This is a genomic window from Streptomyces sp. NPDC017890, assembly GCF_044328675.1.
Lineage (GTDB): Bacteria > Actinomycetota > Actinomycetes > Streptomycetales > Streptomycetaceae > Streptomyces.
Genome location: NZ_JBIRHU010000006.1, coordinates 204,828 through 230,747, shown reverse-complemented (window position 1 = coordinate 230,747; position 25,920 = coordinate 204,828). Strand labels below are relative to the sequence as shown.

Below are 25,920 nucleotides of genomic sequence, written 5' to 3'. Positions count from 1 at the left end.
GACCTCTACGAGCGCGCGGGCCCGGAAGCGGCCGACTCGGCCGCCGACTTGGCCTCCGCCCCCTCCTCGTCGTCGTAGACGAGGAGGCGGTCCCTCCGCAGTCGCGCGCCCGGGGTGGGGGAGTGGGCGGCCAGGCGGCCGTCGTGCATGAGGTGGTCCACGGGGGTGTCACGAGCCAGCACGGAGAAGTCGGCGATGAGTCGCCGGTGGCACCGCCACCACACCGCCTCGCCGCACATCACCGCGGTGCGTTCCCGCACTGCCTGTTCCAGCAACTCGTCCATGGCTGTGACGAACTCCGGCGAGCGGGTGTGACCGGCGTACCCCCTGAACGATGTGTTGCGCCAGACCACGTCGGGCGAGTCCGGTGCGGGCTTGCGGAAACCGCCCAGACGCCGCTCCCACCGGTAGGCGAGGCCCTCCTCGGGCAGCCACCCGGCGAGCCGCTCCCGCAGCAGGTCGGGATCGCGGCGGCTGCCGGGCGCCGTCCGGACATCGACCACGGCGGCGACACCGGCATCGCGCAGCAGTTCTGCCAGCGCCGCGCGGCCCATGGTGCCGTGCCCGAACGTGACCAGGTGAGGCTGGGACATGGGATCGGGGTCCCCCTGCTGCCGGCGCTCATGCCTCCTGTCCACGGTCACGCCGACCGCCCCGTGACCAGGGGGTCTCGCGCCCGGGTGCCGGACTCAGGCCGGACCGAGGGCCGACCACTCCTCGCGCAGGATGCCGAACAGCACCCGGTCGTAGCGCCGCCCCTCCATCAGCACGGCCGAGCGGAGCCGGCCCTCCTCGCTGAAGCCGAGCCCGGCGAAGGACCGCATGGCACGCTCGTTGCCGCTCCACGTGTCCAGCTCCAGCCGGTGGAGACCGTACGCGCCGAACAGGTGGTCCATGAGCAGCCGCAGCGCCTCCGACCCGTGGCCGAGCCCCCAGAAGGCCTTCTCACCGATGGTGATGCCCAGGGTGGCCGTCCCGGCGTACGGGTCCAGGTCGCGGTAGTCGGCCATGCCTATCACTTCGCCGCCGGCCATGTCCTCGACGGTGAACACGGCCGACTCCCTCGGGCTGAGCCGCAGCATGATGTCGAAGGCGATCGAGATCGCCTCCGCCGTCACGGGGCCGAAACACGGGTCACCGGCAGCGGCCCAGCGCACCACCTGCGGATCGTTGCGCCACCGGAGATGATGTGCCGCGTCCTCGGACCGGAGCGCCCGCAACCTGGTCGACCTGCCTTCGATCATTGCCGGATCCTAACCGCGCGCCGCGGGACGCCCGTCACGCGAGGGATCACTTCGTCGTTCGGCGGTCATGGCCTCGGAGGCCAGGTTGCCTAAAGGGTTTAGGTAAATGCATAATCGGTTCAGGTAAACGGAGGGATGTCTATGGCGCGCGTGGGGCTGACCACGGAACGCCTGGTCCGGGCGGGCGCGGAACTGGCCGACGAGGTCGGGTTCGACCAGGTGACGGTCTCCGCGCTGGCCAGACGGTTCGACGTCAAGGTCGCGAGCCTGTACTCGCACGTACGCAACTCCCGGGACCTCAAGACCCGCATCGCCCTGCTCGCCCTGGAGGAACTCGCCGACCGGGCCGCCACGGCCCTGGCCGGACGGGCCGGCAAGGACGCCCTCGCCGCCTTCGCCGACGTCTACCGCGACTACGCCCGGGAGCACCCGGGCCGCTACGCCGCGGCCCAGCTGCGGCTGGACCCCGAGACCGCCGCGGCGAGCGCGGGCGTCCGCCACGCGCACATGACCCGGGCCGTCCTGCGCGGCTACGACCTGACGGAACCCGACCAGACCCACGCGGTCCGGCTCCTGGGCAGCGTCTTCCACGGCTACGTCAGTCTCGAGACGGGCGGCGGCTTCAGCCACAGCGCCCCCGACACGCAGGAGACCTGGACCCGGATCGTGGACGCCCTCGACGCCCTGCTGCGCAACTGGCCCACACCCTGAACTGCGCAGCGCGACCACAGACACCGCCACAGCCGGAGACGACATGCACCCCCACGACGCCCTGATCACCACGCCGATCACCCCGGACCTGGTCCGTGGCGCCCTCGACCTGGAGCGCACCGAGCACGGTCTGCTGCCCCACCGGCTGCCCGCCCGGGCCCGCGCCCAGAACACCGACGGACAGCTGGCCATGGCCGAGTCCCAGCCCTCCGGAGTACGCCTGGCCCTGCGCACCCGGGCCACCGTCCTCGAACTGGACACCCTGCCCACCAAGCGTGTGTACGTCGGCGTCCCGCCGCGCCCGGACGGCGTGTACGACCTGCTGGTCGACGGGCGTCCGGCGGGCCGCGGCAGTGTCGCGGGCGGCAACACCCTGACCATCGACATGACCACCGCAACGGCGTCCGTCGAGCCCGGCCCGGTCGGCACCCTCCGCTTCCCGGACCTGCCCGGGGGCTACAAGGACATCGAGATCTGGCTGCCGCACAACGAGACGACCGAACTCGTCGCCCTGCGCGCCGACGCCCCCGTGACGCCGGCCCCGGACCCGGGCCGCAGGGTGTGGCTGCACCACGGCAGCTCGATCAGCCACGGCTCCGACGCCGCGAGCCCCACCACGACCTGGCCCGCGCTCGCCGCCTCCCTCGGCGGCGTCGAACTGATCAACCTGGGCCTGGGCGGCAGCGCCCTGCTCGACCCGTTCACCGCGCGGGCCATGCGCGACACCCCCGCCGACCTGATCAGCGTCAAGGTCGGTATCAACGTGGTCAACGCCGACCTCATGCGCCTGCGTGCCTTCGGCCCCGCCGTGCACGGCTTCCTCGACACCATCCGCGAAGGCCACCCCACAGCCCCGCTGCTGGTCGTCTCGCCCATCCTGTGCCCCGTCCACGAGGACACCCCCGGCCCCCTCGCCCCCGACTTCACCGGCGTCGCCGAGGGACGGCTGCGCTTCGTGGCCACCGGCGACCCGGCGGAACGCGCGAGCGGGAAGCTGACCCTGAACGTCATCCGCGACGAGCTGGCCCGGATCGTGGCCCAGCGGGCGGCCGACGACCCGAACCTGCACCACCTCGACGGCCGCGAGCTCTACGGCGAGGCCGACGCGGCCGAACTGCCCCTGCCCGACAACGTCCACCCGGACGCCGCCACCCACCGCCGCATGGGTGAACGCTTCGCCGAGCTGGCCTTCACCGACCGAGGCGCCTTCGCCGGCTGATCGTCAGTCCCGCACCACCCCGGCGAAGCGACGGGCGACCCCGCGCCAGACCGCTTCGGCGGCGGGCTCGTCGCGTTCCGCCCGGCGGCGCAGCTCCGCCGGGCCCAGCCCCCGGGCCCGTAGCCGCTCCGGGTCCCACGACCGCATCCGGTCCGCGCCCGCCTCCGGGTGGAACTGCACGCCCCAGGCCCGGTCACCGACCCGGAAGGCCTGGTAGGGGCAGCGCTCGCTCTCCATCAGCCAGGCGGCACCAGGCGGCAGGGCGGTGATGGCGTCCACATGGTGCTCGATGGCCGTCACCCGCTCCGGCACCCCCGACAGCAGCGGATCGTCCCCGGCCCCGGCCCGCAGGGTGATCGGGGTGCTGCCGAACTCCGGTTCACCGTGCCCGCCTTGGACGGTGCCTCCCGCGACATGGGCGAGGAGCTGCCCGCCGAGGCAGATCCCGAACACGGGGGCACCCCGCTCCAGCGCCTCGGCGACCAGCGCGCGGGTGGGCGCCAGCCAGGGCGCGCGGGCGTCGTCGTCGGGCAGGTAGCCGCCCCCGAGCACCATGACGCCGTCGTGCGCCAGGTGCCCAGGGAGTGGCGCACCGGCGTACGCGTGCACCACGTCCAGTGACAGCCCGTCCACGACGAGCCAGTCACCGAACCGGCCCGGACCGCCGCCCGGACCGTTCTGCACCACCAGCAGCCGCGACATCGCCCACCCCCGCTTCACACGCTCGGACAGAACCTCACTGCCCAGAGTGCGGCGGGCCGCAACCCTCCCGCCGCTTCACAGGCTCGCGGCGCGGTGCGTAGGGTCGCCGACGAGATCCGGCAACAGCACCGGCACGTCGGCCAGTCCGATGGCGGCACGGTGAGCGGGTCGGCGGCGAGCGCGGTCAGGCCGGCGCGGTGACCGACGGCGATCCGCCCGGCCTCGTGCTCCTCGCCGGCCGCGTGGGCCGCGTTGACGGTCATGCCGCGCAGCGCCTCCAGAGCCGTCAGCGCCTGCTCCGGGCCGTGCGGCGCCCGGCTGGGGTCGCGAGTCGGCCGGCGGTGGCGGACGCCGGCCATGACACCCGGCGGCCGGGTGCGGCGCGATGGGCCAGTCGGAGCCGAGGACCACGACGGCACCGGAGTCGTGCAGGTCGAGGCAGCGCCAGGCCCGCGAGGCGCGCGGTACGCCCAGCCGCCGGGACCAGGTGTCGGTGTGGTCGGCCCGGGTGAAGTCGCAGCAGGGGGTGGGGCGCATCGACGCCACGGCCCCGAGGCGCCGGGGAACCACCGGGCCGATCGCCCACGCCCTGGGCGGCGTGGACCTCGCCCTGCCGGCCGGCCTCGTCGTCGCCTCGCTCCTCCACGCGCTCCTGATGCACGGTGGAAAACACCGGGCACGGGCCGCCTGACGGGGAGTACGGTCCCCCCATGTCTGATGATGACGGCGTATTCGGCGAAAGCGTGGCCGCGCACTACGACGAGTCGGCGGCGGACAAGTTCGCACCGGAGGTGGTGAATCCCGCGGTCGACCTGCTGGCCGAACTGGCGGGCGGAGGACGGGCCCTCGAGTTCGGCGTCGGCACCGGCCGCATCGCGCTGCCGCTGGCCGGCCGCGGCGTCCCGGTGCACGGCATCGACATGTCCCGGGCCATGACCGCCCGGCTCGGCGGCAAGCCGGGCGGCGACGCCGTCGGGGTGACCATCGGCGACTTCGCCACGACCCGGGTACCCGGCGCCTTCACGGTCGCCTACCTGGTCTTCAACACCATCAACAACCTGACGACGCAGGACGCCCAGGTCGACTGCTTCCGCAACGCCGCCGCACACCTGGAGCCCGGTGGCCGCTTCGTCATCGAGGTGGGCGTGCCCGAACTGCGGCTGCTGCCCCCGGGGCAGACCGCCGTGCCGTTCCGCGTCGGCCCCACCGGGTGGGCGTTCGACACCTATGACACCGCCACCCAGGCCATGAGCTCCAACTACGTCACCATCGTGGACGGACGACCGGAGTACGAGTACTACCCCTTCCGGTACGTGTGGCCCTCCGAACTCGACCTCATGGCCCGGCTCGCCGGTCTGCGGTTGCGCGACCGGTGGGAGGGGTGGTCCCGGGAGCCGTTCACCCACGAGAGCCGCGGCCACGTCTCGGTCTGGGAGAAGCCCGCAGGCTGACCAGGGCCGGGCGACCGGTCCCGGAGGGTTCAGCGCCGCGACAGGTACAGGCCCAGCGCCTTGTGCAGCACCTTGTTGAGCGGGTAGTCCCACTCGCCGAGGTACTCGACGGCCCGACCGCCGGCGCCGACCTTGAAGCGCAGCAGCCCGAGCAGGTGGTTGTCCTCGTCGAGGGTGTCGGTGATGCCGCGGAAGTCGTAGACGGACGCACCGAGTTCGAGGGCGTCGCACATCATCCGCCACTGGAGGGCGTTGTTGGGCTGCACCTCGCGCCGACGGCTGGTGGAGGCGCCGTAGGAGTACCAGACATGGTCGCCGACGGTCAGCATCGTGGCCGCCGCGAGCACCTCCCCGTCGTGGTGGGCGAGGTAGAGCCGCATGCGGTCCGGGTCCTCGGCCGTCATCGCCGCCCACATCCGTTCGAAGTAGCCGAGCGGTCGCGGGAGGAACCGGTCCCGTTCGGCGGTCTCGACGTACAGGTCGTAGAACGCCTTCAGGTCCTCGCGGTCACCCCGGACCACCTTGACGCCCGCCTTCTCGGCCTTCTTGATGTTGCGGCGCCACTGCTGGTTGAAGCCGTTCTGAACCTGCTCCGGCGACCGTCCGGCGAGCGGTACCTGGCACACGTAGCGGGGCTGTCCGGCGGCGAAACCGTCCTCGCCGCCCGGTTCGGTGCGCCGCCAGCCCATCCGGCGCAGCCGCTCGGCGACGGCGTCGGCCCCCGGCTCCCGCTCGGTGGGGTCCACGTCCCCAAGCCGCCGGGATTCCGGGTCTGCGATCGCCGTCTTGACCGCCTCGGCGCTCCAGCGCCGGGCCACCACCGGGGGTCCCATCCTCACCGAGAAGGCGCCTCGCTCCCTCAGGTGCGTGAGCATCGGCTCCAGCCACCCCTCCAGATCCGCCGCGCCCCAGTCGATGACCGGACCCTCGGGCAGATAGGCCAAATACCGTTTCAGCTTGGGCAACGGCCGCAGCAGCACCAGCCCGGCCCCCACCAGCTCGCCGCCCTCGTCGAACCAGCCCAGGTTCTCCGCCCGCCAGTCCGGCTTCACGTCGCCCCACGCGGGGATCTGCAGGTGACTCACGGAGGGCCGGGCCGAGACGAAGCGCAGGTGTTCCTCGCGCGTGATCGCCTTCACGTGACAGCTCATGGACGGTGCCCCTTCGTTCGACGCCGTTCGACGGGAGAGACGGCCGGTACGCGGGATGCGGTTGCCGTCCCGTACCTCACAGGGAATACCGACGGCGGCCGATGCGCGCGCTGTCGCCCGGCCACCCACCCGTGTGCGCCGTCCGGCGCGCGCGGCCGGGCGTGGGGTGTCAGCGTGGACGGGCTGGGCGGTACGGGCGGGACGGACGGAGCGGACGGCCATGGCGCGGGCGATCTGGACAGGTGTCATCACGTTCGGGCTGGTCTCGGTGCCCGTCGGCCTGTTCTCGGCGACACAGGACCACACGGTCCACTTCCACCAGTTGCAGCGCGGCACCTCGGACCGGATCCGCAACCGGCGGGTCAACCAGCGCACCGGCGAGGAGGTCGACCCCAAGGACATCGTCAAGGGTTACGAGGTGGGCGAAGGCGAGTACGTCGTCGTCGAGCCGGAGGAACTGGAAGAGATCGCGCCGGGCCGCTCCCGCACCCTCGAGATCACCGACTTCGTCGAACTGGACGGCATCGCGCCGGTCTACTTCGACCGGACCTACTACGTCGCCCCGCGCGGCAAGGAGTACCTCAAGGTCTACGAGCTGCTCCGCACCGCCCTCGCCGAGGCCGGCAAGGCCGGTGTCGCCACCTTCGTCATGCGCAACCGGCAGTACCTGGCCGCGCTCCGCGCCGAGGACGAGGTCCTGGTGCTGCAGACGCTGCACTGGGCCGACGAGGTCCGCGACCCGGTCGAGGAGCTTCCCGAACTGCCGTCGGGCCGGGCGGACGGGGGCAGGGAGCTGGAGATGGCGATGCGTCTCGTCGACGCCCTCAGCGGCTCCTGGGACCCCGCCCGCTACCACGACACGTACCAGGAGAAGGTTCGCGAGCTGGTCCGGGCCAAGGCCGAGGGCAAGGAGGTCGCCGTGGCGGAGGAGGCACCCCGGGCCACCAACGTCGTCGACCTGATGGAGGTCCTGCGAGGCAGCCTGGAGCAGGCGAGGGGCACCGCCGGCGAGCAGTCAGCCGCGAAGGCGCAGAGCACCGGAGGCAAGCGGCCCTCGGCACGGCGGAAGGCGCGCGCCGAGCCGCAGGGCAAGGGCGCCGAGCCGCGGGAGAAGAGCGCCGAGCCGCGGAAGAAGGCCGCCGCTCCCTCCCGCGAGGCGCCGCCGAAGCGGGGCGAGCTGCGGGAGATGAGCAAGACGGAGCTCTATCAGCGGGCCACCGACCAGGACATCGCCGGACGGTCGAAGATGAGCCGCGAACAGCTCATCGACGCCCTCACGGGTTCCGGAAGCGGCCGGAGGAAGAAGACGGCCGCCGCGTGAAACCGCCGCTCAGTGGGTGCTGAGCATGCCCTCCCGCAGGCGGGCCAGCAGGCGCGAGATCAGCCGGGACACGTGCATCTGCGAGACCCCGAGGCGTTCACCGATGTCCTTCTGGGTGAGCTCCTCGACGAACCGCCAGTGGATGATCTGCCGGTCGCGTTCGTCCAGTTCGGCGATCATCGGGGCCAGGGCGTGGAAGTCGTCCACGAGCGCCAGCGCGGAGTCGTCCGCGCCGATGAAGTCGGCCAGCGCCGACTCGCCGTCCTCGCTGCCGCTGATGGCCGCGTCCAGGGAGGCGGAGTTGTAGCCGTTGGCCGCCAGCCGGGCCTCGACGACCTCGTCCTCCGGGAGGCTCATCAGCTCGGACAGTTCCGCGGTGGTGGGGTTGCGGCCCAGCCGGCTGCGCAGCTCCTCGGTGGCGCGGGCCAGCTGGACACGGGCCTCCTGAAGCCGCCGGGGCACGTGCACGGCCCACGAGGTGTCACGGAAGAACCGCTTGATCTCGCCGACGATGTACGGCACGGCGAAGGAGGTGAACTCGACCTCGCGGGTCAGTTCGAACCGGTCGATGGCCTTGATGAGGCCGATCATGCCGACCTGGACGATGTCCTCCATCTCCTCCGGCCCGCGGCTGCGGAACCGGCCGGCCGCGAAGCGGACCAGGGACATGTTCATCTCGATCAGCGTGTTGCGCGCGTACTGGTATTCGGGTGTGCCCTCTTCGAGCACCGTCAGCTGCTCGAAGAACAGCTTCGACAACTCCCGCGCGTCCCTGGGCGCCACCTTGGACGGGTCCGCTACCTCCGGCATGCCCGTGATGGTGAGCTCGGTGGTCTGTGCGGTCGTCGTCGCCATGATGTGCCCTCCCTGTCGATCGGCCCCCGTCACCGCCGGCCTGTCGGGCCGACGAGAGACCGCCTACCCCGGGTCAAGGCCCCCATGCATGCTTTTTGCGGTCGGCGTCGCGGGTCCCGGGGATTGCGACGCCGTTTCAGAGGCTGAGATAGAAGCGGACGGTGGTGCCGTCCTCCGTCGTGTGCACGCGCACCAGATCCGCGACGTAGTGGACGAGCAGCAGGCCGCGGCCGCCGATCTGTCCGTGCTCCGGGGGCCGGCGGCCGGCCAGCGGGTCCGTGAGCCGGCCACTGTCGCGGACCTCGCACACCACCTGCCCCGCCTCGGCCCAGATCGCCAGCGTCCCGTGACCGCCGCCGTGGATCACGCTGTTGGTGGTCAGCTCCGCCACCGCCAGTTCCGCGTCCTGCAGCCGCCGCTCGGCCAGTCCGAGCGACGTGGCCCGGCCCACGGCGAAGTGGCGCGCGTGAGGCAGCTCCCCGGCACCGAAGGCGAAGACGTCGGCGTGCGGCGCGGGCCCCAGCGGCTCGTTGTAGCGGGCGACGACCGCACGCCAGTCGTAGGTCTCGCTGGCCCGCCGGTGCCCCCCGGCGATGACCGTCGGATGCGTGACGAAGGCGTCGGCCAGGACGTCCGCGTCCAGCCGGGTCTCGTCGTACGGGCACAGGATCGTCGCGGAACGGCCCGCGAAGGCCGCGTTGATCAACGCCTCGTGCTGGGCGCACGCCGGGTACTCCGCCGCACTGCGCCCGGCCCAGATCGGCTCGCCGATGATGCGTACCCGTTCGTGCGCGTGCGCGTCGGCGAACGCCCTGAGCACGCCGGGGATGATCCGCCCCGGATTCCGCCCGGCCTCCGTCATGTCCAGGAAGGAGACGTCCCGCGCCTCCGTTCCCAGGCCCGCCCTGATCAGCTCCAGGTTGGGGCCGGGCACGGCCACCGCCACCGGTTCGCCCGCGGCGAGCCCCTCCCGGACGAACGTCACCGTCCGGTCCGTGTACTCGCCCTCGGAGCGGTAGAACAGCGCCGGATGGGCGAACGACGTGTCGGTGTTCACCGTACTCATCGCGGCGCCACCTCGATCCGGTGCAGGGACGGCCAGAACAGCTCCAGGACGCGGGGCAGTTGGGGCGGGGGCTGCTCCACCACGACCCGTCCGGCGGGCAGGTTCATGGCGGTGACGGCGAGTGCCGTGACCCCGGCCACGTCGACGAACCGTACGCCGGACAGCTCCACGTAGGACACGTCCGCGTGCCGCCTGGACAGCTCGGTGAGAGCCTTCTCCCAGGACAGGCGGGTGGTCACGCTGATCTCTCCGCTGGCACGGATGCCGGGACGGCCCGGCAACGGGCCCACCTCCAGCACGGCCCCGGTTCGCACCCGGGACGGGCCGTCCGAGGGGCCTGTGGCATCCACACTCGATCTCCTTCGGGAATCCGCCGGGTGTCCGCACCTCGGCGCCGCGTCCGGCCAGGCATCTTATCGCGATCGGGCGTCGTACGCCGCAGTGGGGACAGGACATGCGACGGGGGCCCGAAGGGGGGAACACGACAGTGAGCGCGTCCTCGCGTCCTCGCGTCCTCGGAAAGGGAAGACCGGACATGTTTGAAGCCGACAACATTCGTGACTGGCGTGACCATGACGTCGTCGACGGCGACGGCCGCAAGATCGGGACTCTGGAATCCGTCTACGTCGACACCGCCACCGACCGGCCCGCGTTCGCCGCGGTCCTGGTCGGGCTGCCGACCCGCCGCCGCCTGGTGTTCGTCCCGGTGGACAAGGCCACCGTCGGACCGGGCTACCTGAAGGTGACCTACGACAAGAGCCTGGTCAAGGACGCGCCCGGGATCGACCCGGACGGTGAACTCGCGGCCGCGGACGAGGAAGCCGTCTTCGCCCACTACCACCTGCCCTACGAGCAGGGCAGCCGCGGCGAACGCCGGCTCGGCCGGCGCTGAACCGTCCGACGGGCCCTCCCGGGGGAGCCGCCCGTCGGGGTACTCATCGGACGCCGACGACGCCCCGCACGCCGGGCGACGCCCCGCACGCCGGGCGTGCACAAGAAGGGCGTGCACCGCAGGGGCGGGCACGTGGGCCGGCCGCCCGCCGCCACCGGCACACGGTCGGCCCGTCCTGCTCCACCACCGGGCGGACGTGTCTAGGTGAGCTCCGCGCCGCGTTCCGCCGCCTCCGTCTCGGAGGTCGCGCTGCCCGTCGCCAGTGTGCCTCCGGAGCTCTCCAGATGGGCACGCACGAACCACTGGAACTGCTCCAGGTCCCTGAGCTGGCCGATGAGGAGGTCCTCCGTGGCGGGGTCGATCTCGCCGGCCTCCTTCACGGCCGCGCGCACACCCTCGATCAGGCCCGTGTACACGACGTCGAGCGCGCCGAGATGGGCGATGGCGTCGGCCCGTCCGATGGAGTAGTCGTCCCAGGGCCGCTCGGCCACCAGGGCACCGGGTGTGCCCTGCGCCACCCCGCCGAGCGCGGCGATGCGCTCCGCGACGTCGTCGGCCATGTCGCGTACCTGGTCGACCTGGGGGTCGATCATCTCGTGCACGGCGATGAAGTGTGGTCCCACGACGTTCCAGTGCACGTGCTTGAGGGTCAGATGCAAGTCGTTGAGGGCGTGCAGGCGCTGCCGCAGCACGCCGATCAGCCGGCCGGCGGCCTCGCGCTCGATGCCGGGGACCGTGTACTTCGGGGTCAGGTCGTGCGTCATGGCGGACACCAGCTCCTCATGCGTCTCGTACGTCGTTGCACGTGCACGACTGCCCCGCTTCGGCGGCGGCAGACATGCACGGGCGCTGTGCCTGAGGATTGACGGGTCTCCCCCGAGCGGGTGAGCCAACCGTCCGGATGTCCTTCCGGTGCCGGGCTGCGGACCGTCCCGGGCGCGACGCCGGGGCGGCGGCCCGCCGACAGGATGTGCGGAGCGCGCGCCGATCACCGGGCCCCAGGGTGCCTGTCCGTGACGGACGCCCCTCGGCGGTACCGTCGCCGACCGGATGCCCCGGGCGCGGCTGCCGTGGGCACCGCCCGGGCGCCGGCCGGCTGCGCGGCGCTGATCGTGCCGGCCACCGCGGCGGCGCTGCTCTGCCCGCGGGCCGCACGCTGCGCGCCGTAGACGTCAGGACGGCGGGGCCGGCAGCGGCATCGCACTGAGCGCGCGCGCCGCGTGGACGAGGTTGGACGCCATCGCCCGGCCCGTGGAGGTCGACCAGTCGTGGCCGCGGTCGTCGTCGAGGTAGTCGGGACCGGGCCCCGGGCCGAGGTGCCAGTAGGTCCAGGCCTGACCGGGGACGGTGTAGCCGAGGTCCGCGAGTCCGCCGCTGATCTCACTGATGACGTGGTGGGCGCCGTCCTCGTTCCCGGTGACCAGGACTCCGGCGACGCGGTTGTAGGCGACGGGACGCCCTTCGTCGTCGGTTTCGCCGAGCATGGCGTCCATGCGTTCCAGGACCCGCTGGGCGACCGAGGACGGGCGGCCGAGCCAGGTCGGCGACGCGATGATCAGGATCTGCGACGACAGCAGCTTCGCGTGCACGCCCGGCCAGTCGTCGCCGTCGCCCATGTCGGTCTCGACCCCCGGCTTCAGGTTCAGGTCGACGGCCCGTACGACGTCCACCTCCGCCCCGTGGCCTTTCAGTGCCGCGATGACCGTGGCGGCCAGGGCCTCGGTGTTCGACGGCTGCGGGGAGGGCTTGAGGGTGCAGTTGATGACGAGTGCGCGCATGCCTACCCCCCTTCCCCGGGCGGTGGCCGTCGACCGTCGCACCGCGAGACCGTTCACCCGCCCGGCCGCACGGCGATCGGGGGAGCGGGTGGACGGCGGCGCGGCGGTCTCTGAGCGGCGGTCTCTGCTCAGGGGAGGGCGATTCCATCCAGTTTGCCCTGCTTGGCGTCGTCGACCAGCGACGAGAACTGGTCAGCGCTCATCTGCACGCGCTGGCCGAAGTCGTCGGTCAGGACGATCCGTCGTTCCGCCGGGGCGTTGGGGTCGACGAACAACCGGGGGCAGCCGCAGTCGCAGTTCCCGCAGAACGCCGCGACGGGCTCCAGGTCGTGGGGATCGGTCATACCGGGGCACCTTCCATGTTCCCTGGGGGACTGCACAGGGAGATACCCGGTGCGGCGGCCATGGACGCACGGCCTCCGCCGGACGCGGAGGCACGGCGGACGGAGCCCGTGCGCCGGTGCTCCCGCTTTCGCTTCCGCTGCTCCGGTCCGGCGGGGACGGCCGGGAACCGGGCGGACTTCCGCTCCGACCGTACGTGTGTGAAGTATGGCGCGGATCACCCCCGTCGGGTTGAGTGGGAGGCCGCACCGAAATCCGTACCCCCAGTGATCACGGAAGCCCGGATGCAAGGATGAGGTCGCCATGACCGCAGGGTGGTGTTCTCGCACGGTACGGGCCGCGGTGTTCGCGGCCGTCTGTGTGCTGCTCGCCGCGCTGGGACACATTCTGATGTCCGGCACCGCGGTCCCCTGGTGGACCGTTGCCGCGGGCACGTTGGCGACGGGCGGCGCCGCGTGGTGGCTCGCCGACCGGGAACGCGGACCGCTCGCCGTCGTCTGTGTCGCGGTGGCCGCCCAGACCGTGCTGCACGCGTCCTTCTCGCTCGCCCAGGCGACACGAGGGCCGCGGTCCTCGGGCGACGAACCCCTCGTACGCCGGTGGCTGGACACCCTGCTGTGCCGGATGCCGTCCGGCCCGGGCGCGGAGCAGGGAGGCATGTCGAGGTCCATGGGCACCCTGGACCACGGAACCCACGCAGCGCACTCCATGCCCGGTATGAGCGCGATGGATGCCGTGGATTCCACGGGCCACGCCCTGGGCGGCATGTCCTCGACCGGCATGCTCACCGCCCACCTGGTGGCCGCGTCGCTGTGCGGGCTCTGGCTCGCCCACGGCGAACGCGCCGCGTTCCGCATCCTGCGGTCCCTCGCCGCCCGGCTCGTCGCGCCGCTGCGCATGCTGCTCAGGCCGCCGGTGCCGCCGTACCGGCCGCGTGCCCGGGCCCGCCGCGCCGCCTCCAACCGGGCGCCGCGCCGCCTCCTCCTCGTCCACGCGATCACTTCTCGGGGTCCGCCCGCCGGGGACGCTGTCGTCTGACGACAGCACGATCCCCGAGGCCGTCGGCGAACTCTCGAGCCGTCGAGCCGTCGAGCCGTCGAGCCGTCGGCGTCGCGCCTCGGGCACCGGCCGCGTGCTCCCGCGCCCGGCCGCCACCCCGTCGCCGGTCCTGCCGTGCCGCCGGCCCGTCCCGCACGGGCCGGCCCGCACGGAGACCGGATCCCTGATTCCGAGAAGGACAGCCACAGGTGATCACTCCTGCCCCGCCCCACTCACGCAGGCAACCGGGTACGGACGCGAAGGAGGCGTCGATCACGGCCTGGGCACTCGCCGCGCGCACCGGCGACCCCGACGCCGTCGACCACTTCGTACGCGCCCTGCACCGGGACGTCCGCCACTACGTGACCTTCCTCGGCGCCGATCCGCAGAGCGCCGACGACCTGACCCAGGACACCTTCCTGCGTGCCCTCGGCAGCCTGCACCGCTTCGAAGGACGTTCCTCGGCCCGCACCTGGCTGTTCTCCATCGCGCGCCGCGCGGTGGTCGACAGCATCCGCTACGACGCCTCCCGGCCCCGCCTGGCGGCCACGGACGACTGGGAGTCGGCCGCCGAGCGCACCCAGCCGCGCGGTCTGCCCGGCTTCGACGACGGCATCGCCCTCGCCGAACTGCTGGCCACGCTCCCCGCCGACCGGCGCCAGGCGTTCGTCCTCACCCAGTTGCTCGGGCTGCCCTACGCGGAGGCGGCCGACGTCAGCGAGTGCCCGACAGGGACGGTGCGTTCACGCGTCGCCCGAGCCCGCATCTCCCTGATCGAATGGCTGAACGACGCCGAGTGCCCCGTGCCGGTGGCCGCCGCCGCGTGACGGCCGGCCGTACGGTGGCGGGCCCGGATCACCGAATGACCCGGGCCCGCCGCCGGGGCGGCACAGCGTCCGGTCGCCGGTCCGAGAGGAGGAACGGGAGCGACGGGAGCGACCAGAGCGACGGGAGCAACGAGATTCGCCACCAGCGGAGTTGGCCGGGGCGCTGCTCGCTCCTCGAGACATCCCCTGCGGCCGGCCTGCTGCCGGGCAACACCCCGCTAGGGTGCCCGGAATGAACTTCACAACCGCGCGCGGAGCCACGATCGACTACGACGACTCCGGCCCCTCGGCCGGCCTCCCGATCCTTCTGATCCACGGGCACCCCTTCAACCGCACCCTGTGGGCACCCCAGGTGACGGCGCTGACGGCGGCCGGCCACCGGGTCGTCACCCCCGACCTGCGCGGCTACGGCCGTAGCGACGTCACCCCCGGCAAGGTGCTGCTCGCCGACTTCGCCGACGACCTCGCCGAACTCCTGGACCGCCTGGGCGTCGAGCGCGCGGTGGTCGGCGGCGTCTCCATGGGCGGCCAGATCGCCATGGAGTTGCAGCTGCGTCACCCGGAGCGGGTGAGGGCACTCGTCCTGTCCGACACCTCCGCGCCCGCCGAGACGCCCGAGGGCAAGGAGTTCCGCAACCGGCTGGCCGACAGGCTCCTCGCCGAGGGCATGGACGGTTACGCGCACGAGGTCATCGACAAGATGCTCGCCGCCTACAACGTCACCGCGATGCCGGACGTGGCCGCCCGCGTCCTGGAGATGATGTGCGCCACCGACCCGCGCGGCGCCGCGGCGGCACTGCGCGGACGGGCCGAACGCCCCGACTACCGGGACGTCCTGGCCGCTGTGCGGGCCCCGGTCCTGGTCGTCGTCGGCGCGGACGACGTCTACACCCCCGTCGCGGAGGCCGAGTCCCTGCACCGTCTCGCCCCGCACTCCACCCTTGCCGTCATCGAGAAGGCCGGCCATCTCCCCGGCGCCGAGCAGCCCGAGCGCTTCAACGCCGTGCTGCTGGAATTCCTGGCCGCGCACATGTGAGTCTCCTGACGAGGCCTGCGGTTCGGCCTCCGCCACGAGAGTGTCAAGGTTTCCTTGACAAGGCGCCTGGTGTCAACGTTTCCTTGACGCCATGCACGCTCCCACGCGCCCTTCCGTAGCCACGATGCCGCTCGCCACCGGCCTGCTCGCCGTGGTGACCGCCCTGATCGCCCTGGCGACATCACTCGCCGACGGCCTCGAAACACCTGCCTTCCTCGTCCTGGTGGCCGCGGACCTCCTCATCGTCCTCGTCATGGGAGTACTCCTCGCCGCGTGCCTGACGAAAAACGCCACGGTGACGCAGAACGCCACGGCCGGCACCGACGCCGCACGGCTGGAGCGGGACCTGGGGAGACTCGACCTCCTGGAGCCGCTGCGCACCGACGAGGCGAACGGCGAGCGCCGGTGAGCGGGACCGCACTGCTCACCGAGGAGGAGATCCTGCGGATCCGGGAGGGCGTCGCAGCCGCCGTCCTCGACGCCCCGGACGGGTTGGTCGAGTCACTGGAGCACGACCCGGTGGGCTACCTCCGGCTGGTGGCCGCCAGCCGCGTCGGTGCCGAGGAGACCAGCAGACTGCTCCGCGAGGCGGTCCAGGGCGCGCGAGCCGCGGGGCAGAGCTGGGACACCGTGGGCACGGTGCTCGGGGTGAGCCGGCAGGCCGCGCAACAGCGCTTCGCCGGCAAGGGGCGTCCCGGTCCGGACTCGTCCGGTGCGGCGGAACGGCGGGTACTGACACCACTCACCGCGTTCGACGAGATGCAGGCGCTCGCCGAGGCCGGCGCGGACGGCTGGCACGTGGTCGACTTCGGCCCGTTCTTCCACGTCGTGGAGAAGTCCGGTCATCCCTGGGAACACCGGAGGGTCCCCTTCGCGGTCGGTGCCCGGCACCGCCGGATGGAGGAACAGGGGTGGACCCAGGTCGGCTCCGGAGCATTCCCCTGGCGGTACTACAAGCGCCCCGTGAAGCGCGGATAGGGTCCGTTGGCCGTGGCCCGGCGTTCACGTGGTGCTCCGGAGCGCGGAGGGCGCACGTGGTGGATGGTGTGAGCCCTGTACGCGCCCCCATGACGGTACGGACAATGCGCAGTGGCCGTGATCACGCGGCGGGAGGCGCGGCGTCGTCCGACCGCCGCCCTCCGGGGAAAGCAGGTCGTTCGCCATGCTGTTGCGTCTGCCCACATCCGTGTCCGAAGCGCAGGAGTGCATGGCCGAGGGAGCGGTGCCCATCGGCGGTGCCACCCTCGTGTGGGCCACCTGGCAACGGGACGGCTTCCCGGAACTGGCCATGTCCCTGCGCGACCTGCCCGAGGCGACCGCGGTCGAACCCGAAGCGCTGGGGGCGGCCGTGGTGCTGCACCGCATCGACGACCGTGTACCGGACGTACTGCGCAGGGCCGCCGGCACCGTGGGCACCGGCGCCGTACGCCGGACGGCCACGGTCGGCGGCAACCTCGTCGGCAGCAGCCTGCGCTGCCTGCTGCCCGCGGCCCTCGTCCTGGACGCCCGCGCCACGGTGCTGGGGCCGGACCGGGCCTACGAGACAGACCTTGCCGAGGTCATGGCGAAGCGTCACCTGCTGCTCCGGCTGAGCTGGCGCACCCCGATAGCCAGCGGCTACCGCAAACAGCCCGCCGAAGCCGGCGGACCGCCGCCACTCGTCGTCGCCACCGCCGTGCACGCCGACGGCGACGGCCGGCACCGGCTGCGGGTCGCCGTCCGCGACGGTTACGAGGTGCTCAGCGGGACCGCGCCGTGCGACGCGGGCACCGACGAGGCCCTCGACGCGCTGGAGCGGACGGACGTCGGCGCACTGCCTCCCGTGGCCCGGGACGTGGTGCGTGAGCAGGTCGCCGACATCCTGGGCCCGCTCGCCGGTCGTTGACGGAGCTGCCGGCCGGCCGTCCCGCGGCCGTCTGTCAGCCGTTGGCGAGCTCCTTGACGCGGTCCAGCGCCCCGTTGAACCTGTCGTGGTCCCCGACGGTCGGCCCGGACGAGGTGTACTGCCACATGGTGTGGTGGTCCCAGCCGGCCGGCAGGGGGCCCACGGTCGCGGCGTACCGGGCGATCCACAGCGGGTTCGTGGAGCCGAAACCGCTGTAGTCCCCGGTGCACTGCTTCCACCAGTTGGTGGACGTGTAGATCGCGGCGTGGCGGCCGGTGCGCGCCTTGTACCGGTCCAGGAAGTCGCGGATCCAGCCGACCATCTGACTGGACGTTCTGCCGTAGCAGGTCTCCCCGTACGGGTTGTACTCGATGTCGAGCACGCCCGGAAGCGTCCTGCCGTCCTTCGACCAGGCGCCGCCGTGGTCGACGAAGTAGTCGGCCTGGGCCGCGCCGCCGGAGCCGTCCGGGATCGCGAAGTGGTACGCGCCGCGGATCATCCCGACGTCGTACGAACCGCCGTACTGCTGCGCGTGGTACGGGTTCAGGTAGGACGTCCCCTCGGTGGCCTTCACATAGGCCCACTTCACCCCGCTGTTCCAGAGGGTCGCCCACGCGACGTTGCCCTGGTGGCTGGAGACGTCGACGCCTTCCGTCTGGGTGACTCGGGTGCCGACGGGATGCCCCTGGACTCCCTCGTGGGCGAGCACACCCGCGCCCATGTGGGCGGAACCGCGGACGGGTGCCCCCGCGTCGTCGGCCGACGCGGGGCCCGCGGACACGGTGAGGAGGAGTGACTGTGCGGCGAGGAGGACGCCTGACGTGAGCAGGCGGCGTGAGTGGCTGGACGCCACGGCTATGGGTCTGCGCATGGCACCCATCCGATCCGCTGTCGCGCCCGACCGCACCCCACAGTCGCCCAGACGGTGTTGGGGCGCGGGCCCGAGGCGATGTCGGACGTGCTCCCGAGCGGGCCGGACGTCGCTGTCCGGCCCACCGGAGGGCGCGGCCCCGCCCACCGGAGCCGCGGCCGGTCCACTGGAGCCGCTGTCCCGCCCACTGGAGCCGCGGCCCGGTCCACTGGAGCCGCCGCGTCGGGACGACGTCGTCAGCGTCCCCGTCCCTCACGTCGCGCGTCGCGGGCCCCGCGCACCAGGACGGCCGGCGCCCCCGCGGCCAGGGCGAGGGCGGGCACGCCCAGCAGCGCGCGGTCGGAGACGGCGTCCCCGAGGCGGGACATGCGCTGCTCCCAGCGGTCCGGTCCGGTCGTGCTCAGGCCTCGCCGTCCACGGAGGCGCGCAGCCGGACGCTGGCCATCCGCATGTGCTCGGCCATCGCCCGGTCCGCCGCCTCCGGATCGCGCGCGCGGATCGCCCGAAGCACCGCGTCGTGCTCGCACAGCGTGCCGCTGACGGTGCCCTCGATGTCGCTGACGCGCTCCATCCAGACCTGGAGCAGCGCCCGGATGCTGTGCAGGATGTCGCTGAGGACGGTGTTGCCCGCGATGCGGGCCGTCTCCAGGTGGAAGGCGATGTCGGCGTCGATGAACGCCGTGACGTCGTCGCCCGCGTCGCGCATGTGCTGGAGATGCTCCTCCAGCCGCGCCACCTCCTCGTCGGTCGCGCGCTCCGCCGCGAGCCGGGCCGAGACCCCTTCCATGTACGTGCGCACCTCGACGAGGTCCCGGGTGCGCCGCTGGCCCAGCATCAGCCCCCAGTTGATCGCCCGGGGAAGGAACTCGGAGGTGCCCTCGCGCACGTAGGAGCCGGAGCCGGGGCGGATCTCGATGATCCCGAGGACGTCCAGGGCGGACAGTGCGCCCCGCACGCTGGAGCGCGCGACACCGAGGGCCTCGGCCAGCTGCCGCTCGGCGGGCAGTCGCGTGCCGGGCCGGATGTCGCCGGCCGAGAGGTGGTCGAGAAGCCGCTTGGCGACCTCGCTCACGGACGACTCGCGCACCACGGGGCGCAGCAGCCGCGCGAGGTCGGGCGCGGCAGCGGAGCTCTGCTGATCAGGCTGACTGGTCACGGTAACCAGTCAACCAGACGCCGTACTCACCCGACTGACCAGGCAGTTCACCCATCCCTCGGGTGCGGTTTGTCAAGGGTTGGGCCGCCTGGAAATCTATGATCGTCACCACACTGGTAAATTGGTGACCAATTTGGGTCCGGGGCATAGCGTGAAGGCGAACCGGCCGGCCGCCCCCGTGGCGGACCGTCCGGCACGACCACCCCGGACGGAGCTGTCCGGGCGAGCCGAGGAGTCGCCATGGGTGCCCAAGCGCCATCCGCGGCAGTCGAGAGAGCTGCCATCAAGAAGGTCTCAGTCCGCCTTGTGCCGTTCGTGGCGCTGATGTTCTTCGTGAACTACCTGGACCGGACGGCCGTCTCGTTCGCCGAACCGAACGGCATGGGACAGGACCTCGCCCTGACCGCCGCGCAGTTCGGCTTCGCGTCCGGGATCTTCTTCCTCGGCTACATCGTGCTCGAGGTCCCCAGCAACATGGCCCTGCACCGCTTCGGGGCCCGCCGCTGGCTGGCCCGGATCATGGTGACCTGGGGCATCGTCTCCCTGCTGTTCACGTGGGTCAGCAGCAGCGGCCAGCTCTACACCCTGCGCTTCCTGCTCGGCGTCGCGGAGGCCGGGTTCTTCCCCGGCGCGATCCTCTTCCTGAGCCAGTGGGTGCCCTCCCGCCACCGCACCAAGATCCTCGGCCTGTTCTACCTGGCCCAGCCGCTGACCACCGTGTTCGGCGCCCCGCTGGCCGGCTGGCTGATCGGCCGCCACGGCCTGTTCGGCCTCGAGGGCTGGCGCGTGATGTTCCTGTTCGTGTCGCTGCCCGCGATCATCCTCGGCGTCGTCGCCTGGTTCTACCTGATCGACAAGCCCGCCGACGCCAAGTGGCTCACCGAGGCCGAGCGCGACTGGCTGACCGGCGAACTGGCCGCGGAGAACGCCCAGAAGACCGGTCACGAGAGCAAGCACGCCAAGGGCGACCTGAAGAAGGCCTTCAGCAGCGGCCGGGTCTGGACCCTCGCCGCGGTCTACTTCGGCTTCGTCTACGGCCTGTACGCCCTCGCCTTCTTCCTGCCGACGATCATCAACGGCTTCCAGGAGCAGTACGACACCACGTTCAGCGTGATGGACAAGGCATGGATCACGGCCATTCCGTATCTGCCCGCGGCCGTCGTCCTCTTCTTCTGGAGCCGGCACGCCACCCGCCACGGCACCCGCACCTGGCACGTGGCCGGCCCGGCCGTCGTCGGCGGCCTGTCCATCCCCCTCGCCCTCTACATGGGCTCCCCGACCGCCACGGTCGCCGTGATCACCGTGACCGCCTGCGCCATCTTCGCCGCACTGCCCGTCTTCTGGTCCGTGCCCTCCCGGTTCCTGACCGGCGCCGCCGCCGCGGCGGGCATCGCCCTGATCAACACCGCCGGAAACGTCGCCGGATTCGCCTCCAGCTACATCACCGGCTGGCTCAAGGACTGGACCGGCGCCTACTACGTACCGCTGTACCTCGTCGGCTTCTTCATGCTGCTCTCCGCCGCCCTGATGGTCTGGCTCGCCGCCCGCCACCGCACCGACGAACCGGCCCCCGACCGCGAGCACAAGGCCATGGAGGCCCTTCGATGACCCGCCTGTTCAACGACCCCGCCGCCTTCGCCGACGAGGCGCTGGAAGGTTTCACCGCCGCCCACCGGCGCTGGGTCCGCTCCGTCACCGGCGGAGTCGTCCGGGCCGCGGCCACGCCGGCCGGCCAGGTGGCCGTGGTGATCGGCGGCGGCTCCGGCCACTACCCCGCCTTCTCCGGCCTCGTCGGCCGGGGCCTGGCGCACGGCGCCGCGGTCGGCAACGTCTTCGCCTCGCCCTCCGCCCAGCAGATCCGCTCCGTGGCCAGGGCCGCGCACGGCGGCGCCGGGGTGCTCCTGATGTACGGCAACTACGCCGGTGACGTCCTGCACTTCGGACAGGCCGCCGAGCGGCTCGCCGCCGACGGCATCGACACCCGGACGTTCGCCGTCGCCGACGACATCGCCAGCGCGGCTCCGGACGAGTCCGCCAAGCGCCGCGGCACAGCCGGTGACCTGCCCGTCTTCAAGGCGGCCGCCGCCGCGGCCGAGCAGGGCCTGTCCCTGGACGAGGTGCTGCGCGTCGCCGAACGGGCAGGCGCCCGCACCCGCTCCTTCGGCATCGCCTTCTCCGGCTGCACCCTGCCCGGCGCCGACCGCCCCCTGTTCACCGTCCCCGAGGCCCGCATGGCCGTCGGCCTCGGCATCCACGGCGAACCCGGCATCGGTGAAGAGGCCCTGCCCACCGCCGACGAGGCGGCACGGCTCCTGGTCGACACCCTTCTGAAGGAACTCCCCGACGACGTCGAGGACCCGGCCGGACAGCGCGCCGCCGTCATCCTCAACGGTCTCGGCTCGGTCAAGTACGAGGAACTGTTCGTCGTCTACCGCGAGGTGGCGGCCCTCCTCGACGCGGCCGGCGTGGAGATCGTCGACCCCGAGGTCGGTGAACTGGTCACCAGCTTCGACATGGCCGGCGTCTCCCTCACCCTGACCTGGCTGGACGACCGCCTGGAGGAGCTGTGGCGGGCGCCGGCCGACACCCCGGCCTTCCGCAAGGGCGCTCTCGACGCGCCCGAACAGGACGGCCGGGACCCTCTCGCGGAGGACACCCCGGACGCCGCCGTACCCCCGGCCTCCGGGACCTCCCGGCACGCCGCCGGCGCCGCCCTGGCCGCCCTGGACGCGGTGGCCGCCACCGTCGACACGCACGCCGACGAACTCGGCCGCATCGACGCCGTCGCCGGCGACGGCGACCACGGCATCGGCATGCGGCGCGGCTCCACCGCCGCTCGCCGGGCAGCCGCCGACGTCCACGCTCGCGGCGCGGGGGCCGGCACCGTCCTGACGCATGCCGCCGACGCCTGGGCCGACAGGGCGGGCGGTACCTCCGGCGCCCTGTGGGGCACCATCCTGCTCTCCCTGGGCACCGCCCTCGGTGACCGGGACGCCCCGGACGCCGCTCGGATCGTCGCCGGGGTCACGGAGGCCTGTGCCGCCGTACGCCGGCTGGGCGGGGCCGAGGTCGGCGACAAGACGATGGTCGACGTCCTCGTCCCCTTCGCCGACACGCTCGCCGACGCCGTGGCCGAGGGGCTGGGCCTCACGGAGGCCTGGGACCGCGCCGCCACCGCCGCCACGGAGGCGGCCGCCGCGACCGCCGGCCTGCTGCCCCGCAAGGGCCGGGCCCGCCCGCACGCCGAGAAGTCCCTCGGCACCCCCGACGCGGGCGCGCACTCCCTCGCCCTGATCACCCGCGCCGTCCACGGCACCCTGCTCGACCGCCCCCGCGAGGACCGCCCCCGCGAAGGCCGGCCCCGCGAAGACCAGCCCCACGACCACCACTGAGGAAAGCCGACATGACCGACAAGCTCCGCATCGTCGTCGGGTCCGACGACGCCGGCCACCAGTACAAGGAAGCCCTCAAGCAGGACCTGCGCGGCAGCGCCCTGGTCGCCGAGGTCACCGACGTCGGCGTCGACGCCGACGGCCACACCGCCTACCCGAAGGTCGCCATCGCCGCCGCCGAGATGGTCGCCCGCGGCGAGGCCGACCGCGCCCTGCTGGTGTGCGGCACCGGACTCGGCGTCGCCATCGCCGCCAACAAGGTCAAGGGCATCCGGGCGGTCACCGCCCACGACTCCTTCTCCGTGGAGCGGGCGGTCCTCTCCAACAACGCGCAGGTCCTCACCTTCGGCCAGCGCGTCGTCGGCCTCGAACTCGCCCGCCGACTGGCCGCCGAGTGGCTCACCTACCGCTTCGACGAGAGCTCGGCGTCGGCGGCCAAGGTCCAGCTGATGTGCGACTACGAGACCGCCGCGGGCGACGGGGCAGCCGCCTGATGTCCGCCCCCGCACCGTCGCCCGTCCTGCTGGGGGTGAGCCTGAAGATGTACTTCGGCCACCACCAGACGCTGAACTGGTCCCGCCGGATCGCGACCCTGGCCGAGCGGCACCCCGCGGTCGCGTCCGGCGCCGCCCGCCTCTTCGTCCTCCCGGCCTTCCCCACCCTCGTCCCCGCCACCGGCATCCTCGCCCCGTACGGCGTCGCCATCGGCGCCCAGGACATCGCCGCCGAGGACAGCGGCCCGTACACCGGCGAGGTCGGCGGCCCCCTCCTGAAGGAGATCGGCTGCCGCTACGCCGAGGTCGGCCACGCCGAGCGCCGCCGCCTGTACGGCGAGGGCGACACGGTCGTCGCAGCCAAGACCGCCGCCGCCCTGCGCAACGGCCTCATCCCCGTCCTGTGCGTCGGTGAACGCGACGAGGCCGACCCGGCCGATGCCGCGGCCCGCACGGTCGCCGAGGCGGAACGCCTGCTGCACGGACTGGACGGCGCGGTCGTCCTCGCCTACGAACCGCAGTGGGCCATCGGAGCCCCCGAGCCCGCCTCCGCCGACCACATCGCGACCGTGTGCACCGCCCTGCGCGGCTGGCTCGCCACTCATCCACGGCACGCCGGTTCCACCGTCATCTACGGCGGCAGCGCGGGCCCCGGCCTGCTGACCCGCCTGGCCGGCACCGCCGAGGGCCTCTTCCTCGGCCGTTTCGCCCACGACCCGGCGAACGTCGAAGCCATCCTCGACGAGATCCGCTCCCCGGCCCCGGCGGCGGTGGCGTGATGGCGTACGGCATCAGTACCTACGCCTACTTCTGGCGCGTCTCCACCCGCGCCCCCGAGCCGATGAGCCTGCCCGCGATGCTCCGCGACACGGCGGAGCTCGGCGGCGAGGTCTTCCAGATCTGCGACTACGCTCCCGTGGAGTCCTACGACGCCGCGCGGCTCGCCGACGTCCGCGCCACCGCCGAGGACCTCGGCCTGACCCTGGAACTCGGCACCCGCGGCATCCGCCCCGAACACCTGCTGAAGTACCTCGACATGGCGGGCGAACTGGGCGTCACCCTGGTCCGCTCCATGCTCAACACGGCCGACCACCAACCCGGCACCGCCGAGGCGGTCGCCCTGCTCGAGGAAGCGGTGCCCTGCTACGCCGACGCGGGCGTCACCCTCGGCCTGGAGACCTACGAGCAGGTCGCCACCGACGACCTGGTGGCCGTCGTACGCGCCGTCGACAGCCCGCACCTCGGCATCGTCCTGGACCCCGGCAACAGCGTCGCCAGGCTGGAGCGGCCCGCCGACGTCGTCGCCGCGACCGCGCCGTACGTGGTCAACATCCACGTCAAGGACTTCGCCTTCACCCGCCGCGACGGCTGGGTCGGCTTCACCTACGCCGGCTGCCCGCTCGGCGAGGGCCTCCTCGACCACGACGGCATGATCGCCGCCGTCCGCGCGGCCCGGCCGGGGGACCGCGGCATCAACCAGATCGTGGAGCACTGGCTCCCGTGGCAGGACGAGGGCTACGACGCCACCGCCCGGCTCGAACACCAGTGGACGCAGCACAGCATCAACACCCTCCTGAGGAGCAAGTAATGGCCACCGAGATCCAGCACCAGGCCGACGTGAAGACCGTCGCCGTCATCGGGGCCGCCGGCAAGATGGGCCAGCGCGTCTCCGACAACCTGGTGAAGAGCGACTTCCGGGTCCTCTTCAGCGAGGCGTCCCCGGGGGGCCAGGAACTCATCCGCGGCCTGGGCCGCGAACTGACCGAGTCGAAGGACGCCGCCGCCGAGGCCGACGTCGTCATCCTCGCCGTGCCCGACGTGGTCCTCGGCAAGGTCTCCGAGGAACTCGTGCCGCTGATGAGGCCGGGCACGGTCGTCCTCACCCTCGACCCGGCCGCCGCCTACGCCGGCCTGCTCCTCACCCGCGAGGACATCCACTACGCCTGCGCCCACCCCTGCCACCCGTCGGTCTTCCTGGAGCGCACCACCAAGGAGGAGTGGCAGGACACCTTCGGCGGCATCGCCGCACCGCAGGAGGTCGTCGCCGCGTACGAGGGCGGGGACGACGCCAAGCAGGAACTCGCCGACGCGGTCATCCGCGTGATGTACGCACCCGTCGTCGACGTGCACTGGGTCACCGTCAAGCAGCTCGCCGTACTGGAGCCCACCCTCGTCGAGACCATCGCCTGCATGGTCGGCGCACTGCTGACCGAGGCCCTGCACGAGACGGTCCACACCGTCGGCGTCCCGGAGAAGGCCGCCCGCGCGATGCTGCTGGGCCACACCCAGGTCGCGCTGGCCAATACCCTGAAGGGCTCCAACCCGTTCTCGGACGCCTGCCTGATCGCCATGGACTACGGCCGTGAGTCCATCGTGCGCGACGACTGGAAGAAGGTCTTCGACGACGCGGAGCTGGACAAGGTCATCACGCGCATGCTGAAGATCAAGGAGATCAAGCGCTGACGTGCCGTCGGCTGTGGCGCCGGAGA

The 25,920-nt window shown here is 72.5% G+C and carries 30 protein-coding genes and 1 pseudogene; 17 read left to right on the top strand and 14 right to left on the bottom strand.

The features are described 5' to 3' along the window. Window positions 1-5 precede the first annotated feature (5 nt). Together ACH4F2_RS10480 and ACH4F2_RS10475 are read right to left on the bottom strand one after the other, a co-directional pair. The gene (locus ACH4F2_RS10480; protein WP_398132296.1) at window positions 6-593 is read right to left on the bottom strand and encodes a DUF488 family protein; all 588 of its coding nucleotides are present in this window, start codon (window positions 591-593) and stop codon (window positions 6-8) included. A 96-nt stretch (window positions 594-689) separates the two neighbouring features. Beyond that, the gene (locus ACH4F2_RS10475; protein ID WP_398132295.1) at window positions 690-1,244 is read right to left on the bottom strand and encodes a GNAT family N-acetyltransferase; all 555 of its coding nucleotides are present in this window, start codon (window positions 1,242-1,244) and stop codon (window positions 690-692) included. A 141-nt stretch (window positions 1,245-1,385) separates the two neighbouring features. On the opposite strand from ACH4F2_RS10475, the gene ACH4F2_RS10470 reads away from it, so the two are divergent. Next, window positions 1,386-1,955 carry a TetR/AcrR family transcriptional regulator gene (locus ACH4F2_RS10470; RefSeq protein ID WP_398132357.1) on the top strand — a complete coding sequence of 190 codons (570 nt, stop codon included), beginning with the start codon at window positions 1,386-1,388 and terminating at the stop codon, window positions 1,953-1,955. Window positions 1,956-1,998: 43 nt separating this feature from the next. After that, window positions 1,999-3,174 (top strand): GDSL-type esterase/lipase family protein, encoded by a 1,176-nt coding sequence (locus tag ACH4F2_RS10465; RefSeq protein WP_398132294.1) that lies wholly within the window; start codon window positions 1,999-2,001, stop codon window positions 3,172-3,174. 3 nt (window positions 3,175-3,177) lie between these two features. On the opposite strand, the gene ACH4F2_RS10460 is transcribed toward ACH4F2_RS10465, so the two are convergent. Beyond that, complete coding sequence (locus ACH4F2_RS10460) at window positions 3,178-3,876, bottom strand: type 1 glutamine amidotransferase (protein WP_398132293.1); 699 nt, start codon at window positions 3,874-3,876, stop codon at window positions 3,178-3,180. A 75-nt stretch (window positions 3,877-3,951) separates the two neighbouring features. Further along, window positions 3,952-4,431, bottom strand: a pseudogene (locus ACH4F2_RS10455) (amidohydrolase family protein); the annotation flags it as partial. Between the two features lie 155 nt (window positions 4,432-4,586). Between ACH4F2_RS10455 and ACH4F2_RS10450 the strand changes: the two are divergent. Continuing rightward, a complete protein-coding gene (locus tag ACH4F2_RS10450) occupies window positions 4,587-5,327 on the top strand; it encodes a class I SAM-dependent DNA methyltransferase (RefSeq protein ID WP_398132292.1) in 741 nt (246 codons plus the stop codon). 29 nt (window positions 5,328-5,356) lie between these two features. Here ACH4F2_RS10450 and ACH4F2_RS10445 read toward each other — a convergent pair whose 3' ends face one another. After that, window positions 5,357-6,478 carry a lipid II:glycine glycyltransferase FemX gene (locus ACH4F2_RS10445; RefSeq protein WP_398132291.1) on the bottom strand — a complete coding sequence of 374 codons (1,122 nt, stop codon included), beginning with the start codon at window positions 6,476-6,478 and terminating at the stop codon, window positions 5,357-5,359. Window positions 6,479-6,698: 220 nt separating this feature from the next. Here ACH4F2_RS10445 and ACH4F2_RS10440 point away from each other — a divergent pair, with 220 nt between their 5' ends. Next, window positions 6,699-7,799 (top strand): Ku protein, encoded by a 1,101-nt coding sequence (locus tag ACH4F2_RS10440; RefSeq protein WP_398132290.1) that lies wholly within the window; start codon window positions 6,699-6,701, stop codon window positions 7,797-7,799. 9 nt (window positions 7,800-7,808) lie between these two features. On the opposite strand, the gene ACH4F2_RS10435 is transcribed toward ACH4F2_RS10440, so the two are convergent. The 3 genes from ACH4F2_RS10435 to ACH4F2_RS10425 form a co-directional block, all read right to left on the bottom strand. Further along, window positions 7,809-8,654, bottom strand: a complete 846-nt coding sequence (locus ACH4F2_RS10435; RefSeq protein ID WP_398132289.1) for an RNA polymerase sigma factor SigF — start codon at window positions 8,652-8,654, stop codon at window positions 7,809-7,811. A 136-nt stretch (window positions 8,655-8,790) separates the two neighbouring features. Then, window positions 8,791-9,720, bottom strand: a complete 930-nt coding sequence (locus ACH4F2_RS10430; RefSeq protein WP_398132288.1) for an anti-sigma factor RsbA family regulatory protein — start codon at window positions 9,718-9,720, stop codon at window positions 8,791-8,793. Continuing rightward, window positions 9,717-10,070, bottom strand: coding sequence for an STAS domain-containing protein (locus tag ACH4F2_RS10425; RefSeq protein WP_398132287.1), 354 nt, complete (start codon window positions 10,068-10,070; stop codon window positions 9,717-9,719). Before ACH4F2_RS10425 ends, ACH4F2_RS10430 begins: the two co-directional genes overlap by 4 nt. Window positions 10,071-10,255: 185 nt before the next feature. Between ACH4F2_RS10425 and ACH4F2_RS10420 the strand changes: the two genes are divergently transcribed. Then, window positions 10,256-10,612, top strand: coding sequence for a PRC-barrel domain-containing protein (locus tag ACH4F2_RS10420; protein WP_398132286.1), 357 nt, complete (start codon window positions 10,256-10,258; stop codon window positions 10,610-10,612). Window positions 10,613-10,812: 200 nt separating this feature from the next. On the opposite strand, the gene ACH4F2_RS10415 is transcribed toward ACH4F2_RS10420, so the two are convergent. The 3 genes from ACH4F2_RS10415 to ACH4F2_RS10405 form a co-directional block, all read right to left on the bottom strand. Next, a complete protein-coding gene (locus ACH4F2_RS10415; protein ID WP_398132285.1) occupies window positions 10,813-11,376 on the bottom strand; it encodes a Dps family protein in 564 nt (187 codons plus the stop codon). Window positions 11,377-11,784: 408 nt separating this feature from the next. Continuing rightward, a complete protein-coding gene (locus tag ACH4F2_RS10410; RefSeq protein WP_398132284.1) occupies window positions 11,785-12,390 on the bottom strand; it encodes a flavodoxin family protein in 606 nt (201 codons plus the stop codon). A 128-nt stretch (window positions 12,391-12,518) separates the two neighbouring features. Next, window positions 12,519-12,734: a hypothetical protein gene (locus ACH4F2_RS10405; RefSeq protein ID WP_398132283.1), complete on the bottom strand. Its 216-nt coding sequence runs from the start codon at window positions 12,732-12,734 to the stop codon at window positions 12,519-12,521. A gap of 301 nt (window positions 12,735-13,035) precedes the next feature. Here ACH4F2_RS10405 and ACH4F2_RS10400 point away from each other — a divergent pair, with 301 nt between their 5' ends. The 6 genes from ACH4F2_RS10400 to ACH4F2_RS10375 all read left to right on the top strand — a co-directional run bounded on the left by ACH4F2_RS10400 (window position 13,036) and on the right by ACH4F2_RS10375 (window position 17,518). Next, window positions 13,036-13,770 carry a hypothetical protein gene (locus tag ACH4F2_RS10400; protein ID WP_398132282.1) on the top strand — a complete coding sequence of 245 codons (735 nt, stop codon included), beginning with the start codon at window positions 13,036-13,038 and terminating at the stop codon, window positions 13,768-13,770. 209 nt (window positions 13,771-13,979) lie between these two features. Next, window positions 13,980-14,597 carry a sigma-70 family RNA polymerase sigma factor gene (locus ACH4F2_RS10395; RefSeq protein ID WP_398132281.1) on the top strand — a complete coding sequence of 206 codons (618 nt, stop codon included), beginning with the start codon at window positions 13,980-13,982 and terminating at the stop codon, window positions 14,595-14,597. 232 nt (window positions 14,598-14,829) lie between these two features. After that, window positions 14,830-15,633: an alpha/beta fold hydrolase gene (locus tag ACH4F2_RS10390; RefSeq protein WP_398132280.1), complete on the top strand. Its 804-nt coding sequence runs from the start codon at window positions 14,830-14,832 to the stop codon at window positions 15,631-15,633. 91 nt (window positions 15,634-15,724) lie between these two features. Further along, on the top strand, window positions 15,725-16,042 hold the full coding sequence (locus ACH4F2_RS10385; protein WP_398132279.1) for a hypothetical protein: 318 nt from the start codon (window positions 15,725-15,727) through the stop codon (window positions 16,040-16,042). Beyond that, entirely contained in the window at window positions 16,039-16,611 is a 573-nt protein-coding gene (locus ACH4F2_RS10380) for a hypothetical protein (protein ID WP_398132278.1), read from the top strand. The genes ACH4F2_RS10385 and ACH4F2_RS10380 overlap by 4 nt, the downstream gene beginning before the upstream one ends. 184 nt (window positions 16,612-16,795) lie before the next feature. Then, complete coding sequence (locus ACH4F2_RS10375; protein WP_398132277.1) at window positions 16,796-17,518, top strand: FAD binding domain-containing protein; 723 nt, start codon at window positions 16,796-16,798, stop codon at window positions 17,516-17,518. Window positions 17,519-17,552: 34 nt separating this feature from the next. On the opposite strand, the gene ACH4F2_RS10370 is transcribed toward ACH4F2_RS10375, so the two are convergent. The 3 genes from ACH4F2_RS10370 to ACH4F2_RS10360 form a co-directional block, all read right to left on the bottom strand. After that, complete coding sequence (locus ACH4F2_RS10370) at window positions 17,553-18,389, bottom strand: lysozyme (protein WP_398132276.1); 837 nt, start codon at window positions 18,387-18,389, stop codon at window positions 17,553-17,555. 236 nt (window positions 18,390-18,625) lie between these two features. After that, window positions 18,626-18,757, bottom strand: a complete 132-nt coding sequence (locus ACH4F2_RS10365; protein ID WP_398132275.1) for a hypothetical protein — start codon at window positions 18,755-18,757, stop codon at window positions 18,626-18,628. Between the two features lie 32 nt (window positions 18,758-18,789). Continuing rightward, on the bottom strand, window positions 18,790-19,545 hold the full coding sequence (locus tag ACH4F2_RS10360; RefSeq protein WP_398132274.1) for a FadR/GntR family transcriptional regulator: 756 nt from the start codon (window positions 19,543-19,545) through the stop codon (window positions 18,790-18,792). A gap of 240 nt (window positions 19,546-19,785) precedes the next feature. Between ACH4F2_RS10360 and ACH4F2_RS10355 the strand changes: the two genes are divergently transcribed. From ACH4F2_RS10355 to ACH4F2_RS10330, 6 genes are read left to right on the top strand one after another with little or no spacing between them, the layout of a single operon-like run. Then, window positions 19,786-21,153, top strand: a complete 1,368-nt coding sequence (locus ACH4F2_RS10355) for an MFS transporter (protein WP_398132273.1) — start codon at window positions 19,786-19,788, stop codon at window positions 21,151-21,153. Further along, window positions 21,150-22,937, top strand: a complete 1,788-nt coding sequence (locus ACH4F2_RS10350; protein WP_398132272.1) for a dihydroxyacetone kinase family protein — start codon at window positions 21,150-21,152, stop codon at window positions 22,935-22,937. Before ACH4F2_RS10355 ends, ACH4F2_RS10350 begins: the two co-directional genes overlap by 4 nt. Before the next feature lie 11 nt (window positions 22,938-22,948). Further along, window positions 22,949-23,431: a ribose-5-phosphate isomerase gene (locus tag ACH4F2_RS10345; RefSeq protein WP_398132271.1), complete on the top strand. Its 483-nt coding sequence runs from the start codon at window positions 22,949-22,951 to the stop codon at window positions 23,429-23,431. Then, window positions 23,431-24,210, top strand: coding sequence for a triose-phosphate isomerase (locus tag ACH4F2_RS10340; protein WP_398132270.1), 780 nt, complete (start codon window positions 23,431-23,433; stop codon window positions 24,208-24,210). The genes ACH4F2_RS10345 and ACH4F2_RS10340 overlap by 1 nt, the downstream gene beginning before the upstream one ends. After that, window positions 24,210-25,019 (top strand): sugar phosphate isomerase/epimerase family protein, encoded by an 810-nt coding sequence (locus ACH4F2_RS10335; RefSeq protein WP_398132269.1) that lies wholly within the window; start codon window positions 24,210-24,212, stop codon window positions 25,017-25,019. Before ACH4F2_RS10340 ends, ACH4F2_RS10335 begins: the two co-directional genes overlap by 1 nt. Further along, the gene (locus ACH4F2_RS10330; protein ID WP_398132268.1) at window positions 25,019-25,894 is read left to right on the top strand and encodes a phosphogluconate dehydrogenase C-terminal domain-containing protein; all 876 of its coding nucleotides are present in this window, start codon (window positions 25,019-25,021) and stop codon (window positions 25,892-25,894) included. The genes ACH4F2_RS10335 and ACH4F2_RS10330 overlap by 1 nt, the downstream gene beginning before the upstream one ends. Window positions 25,895-25,920 lie beyond the last annotated feature (26 nt).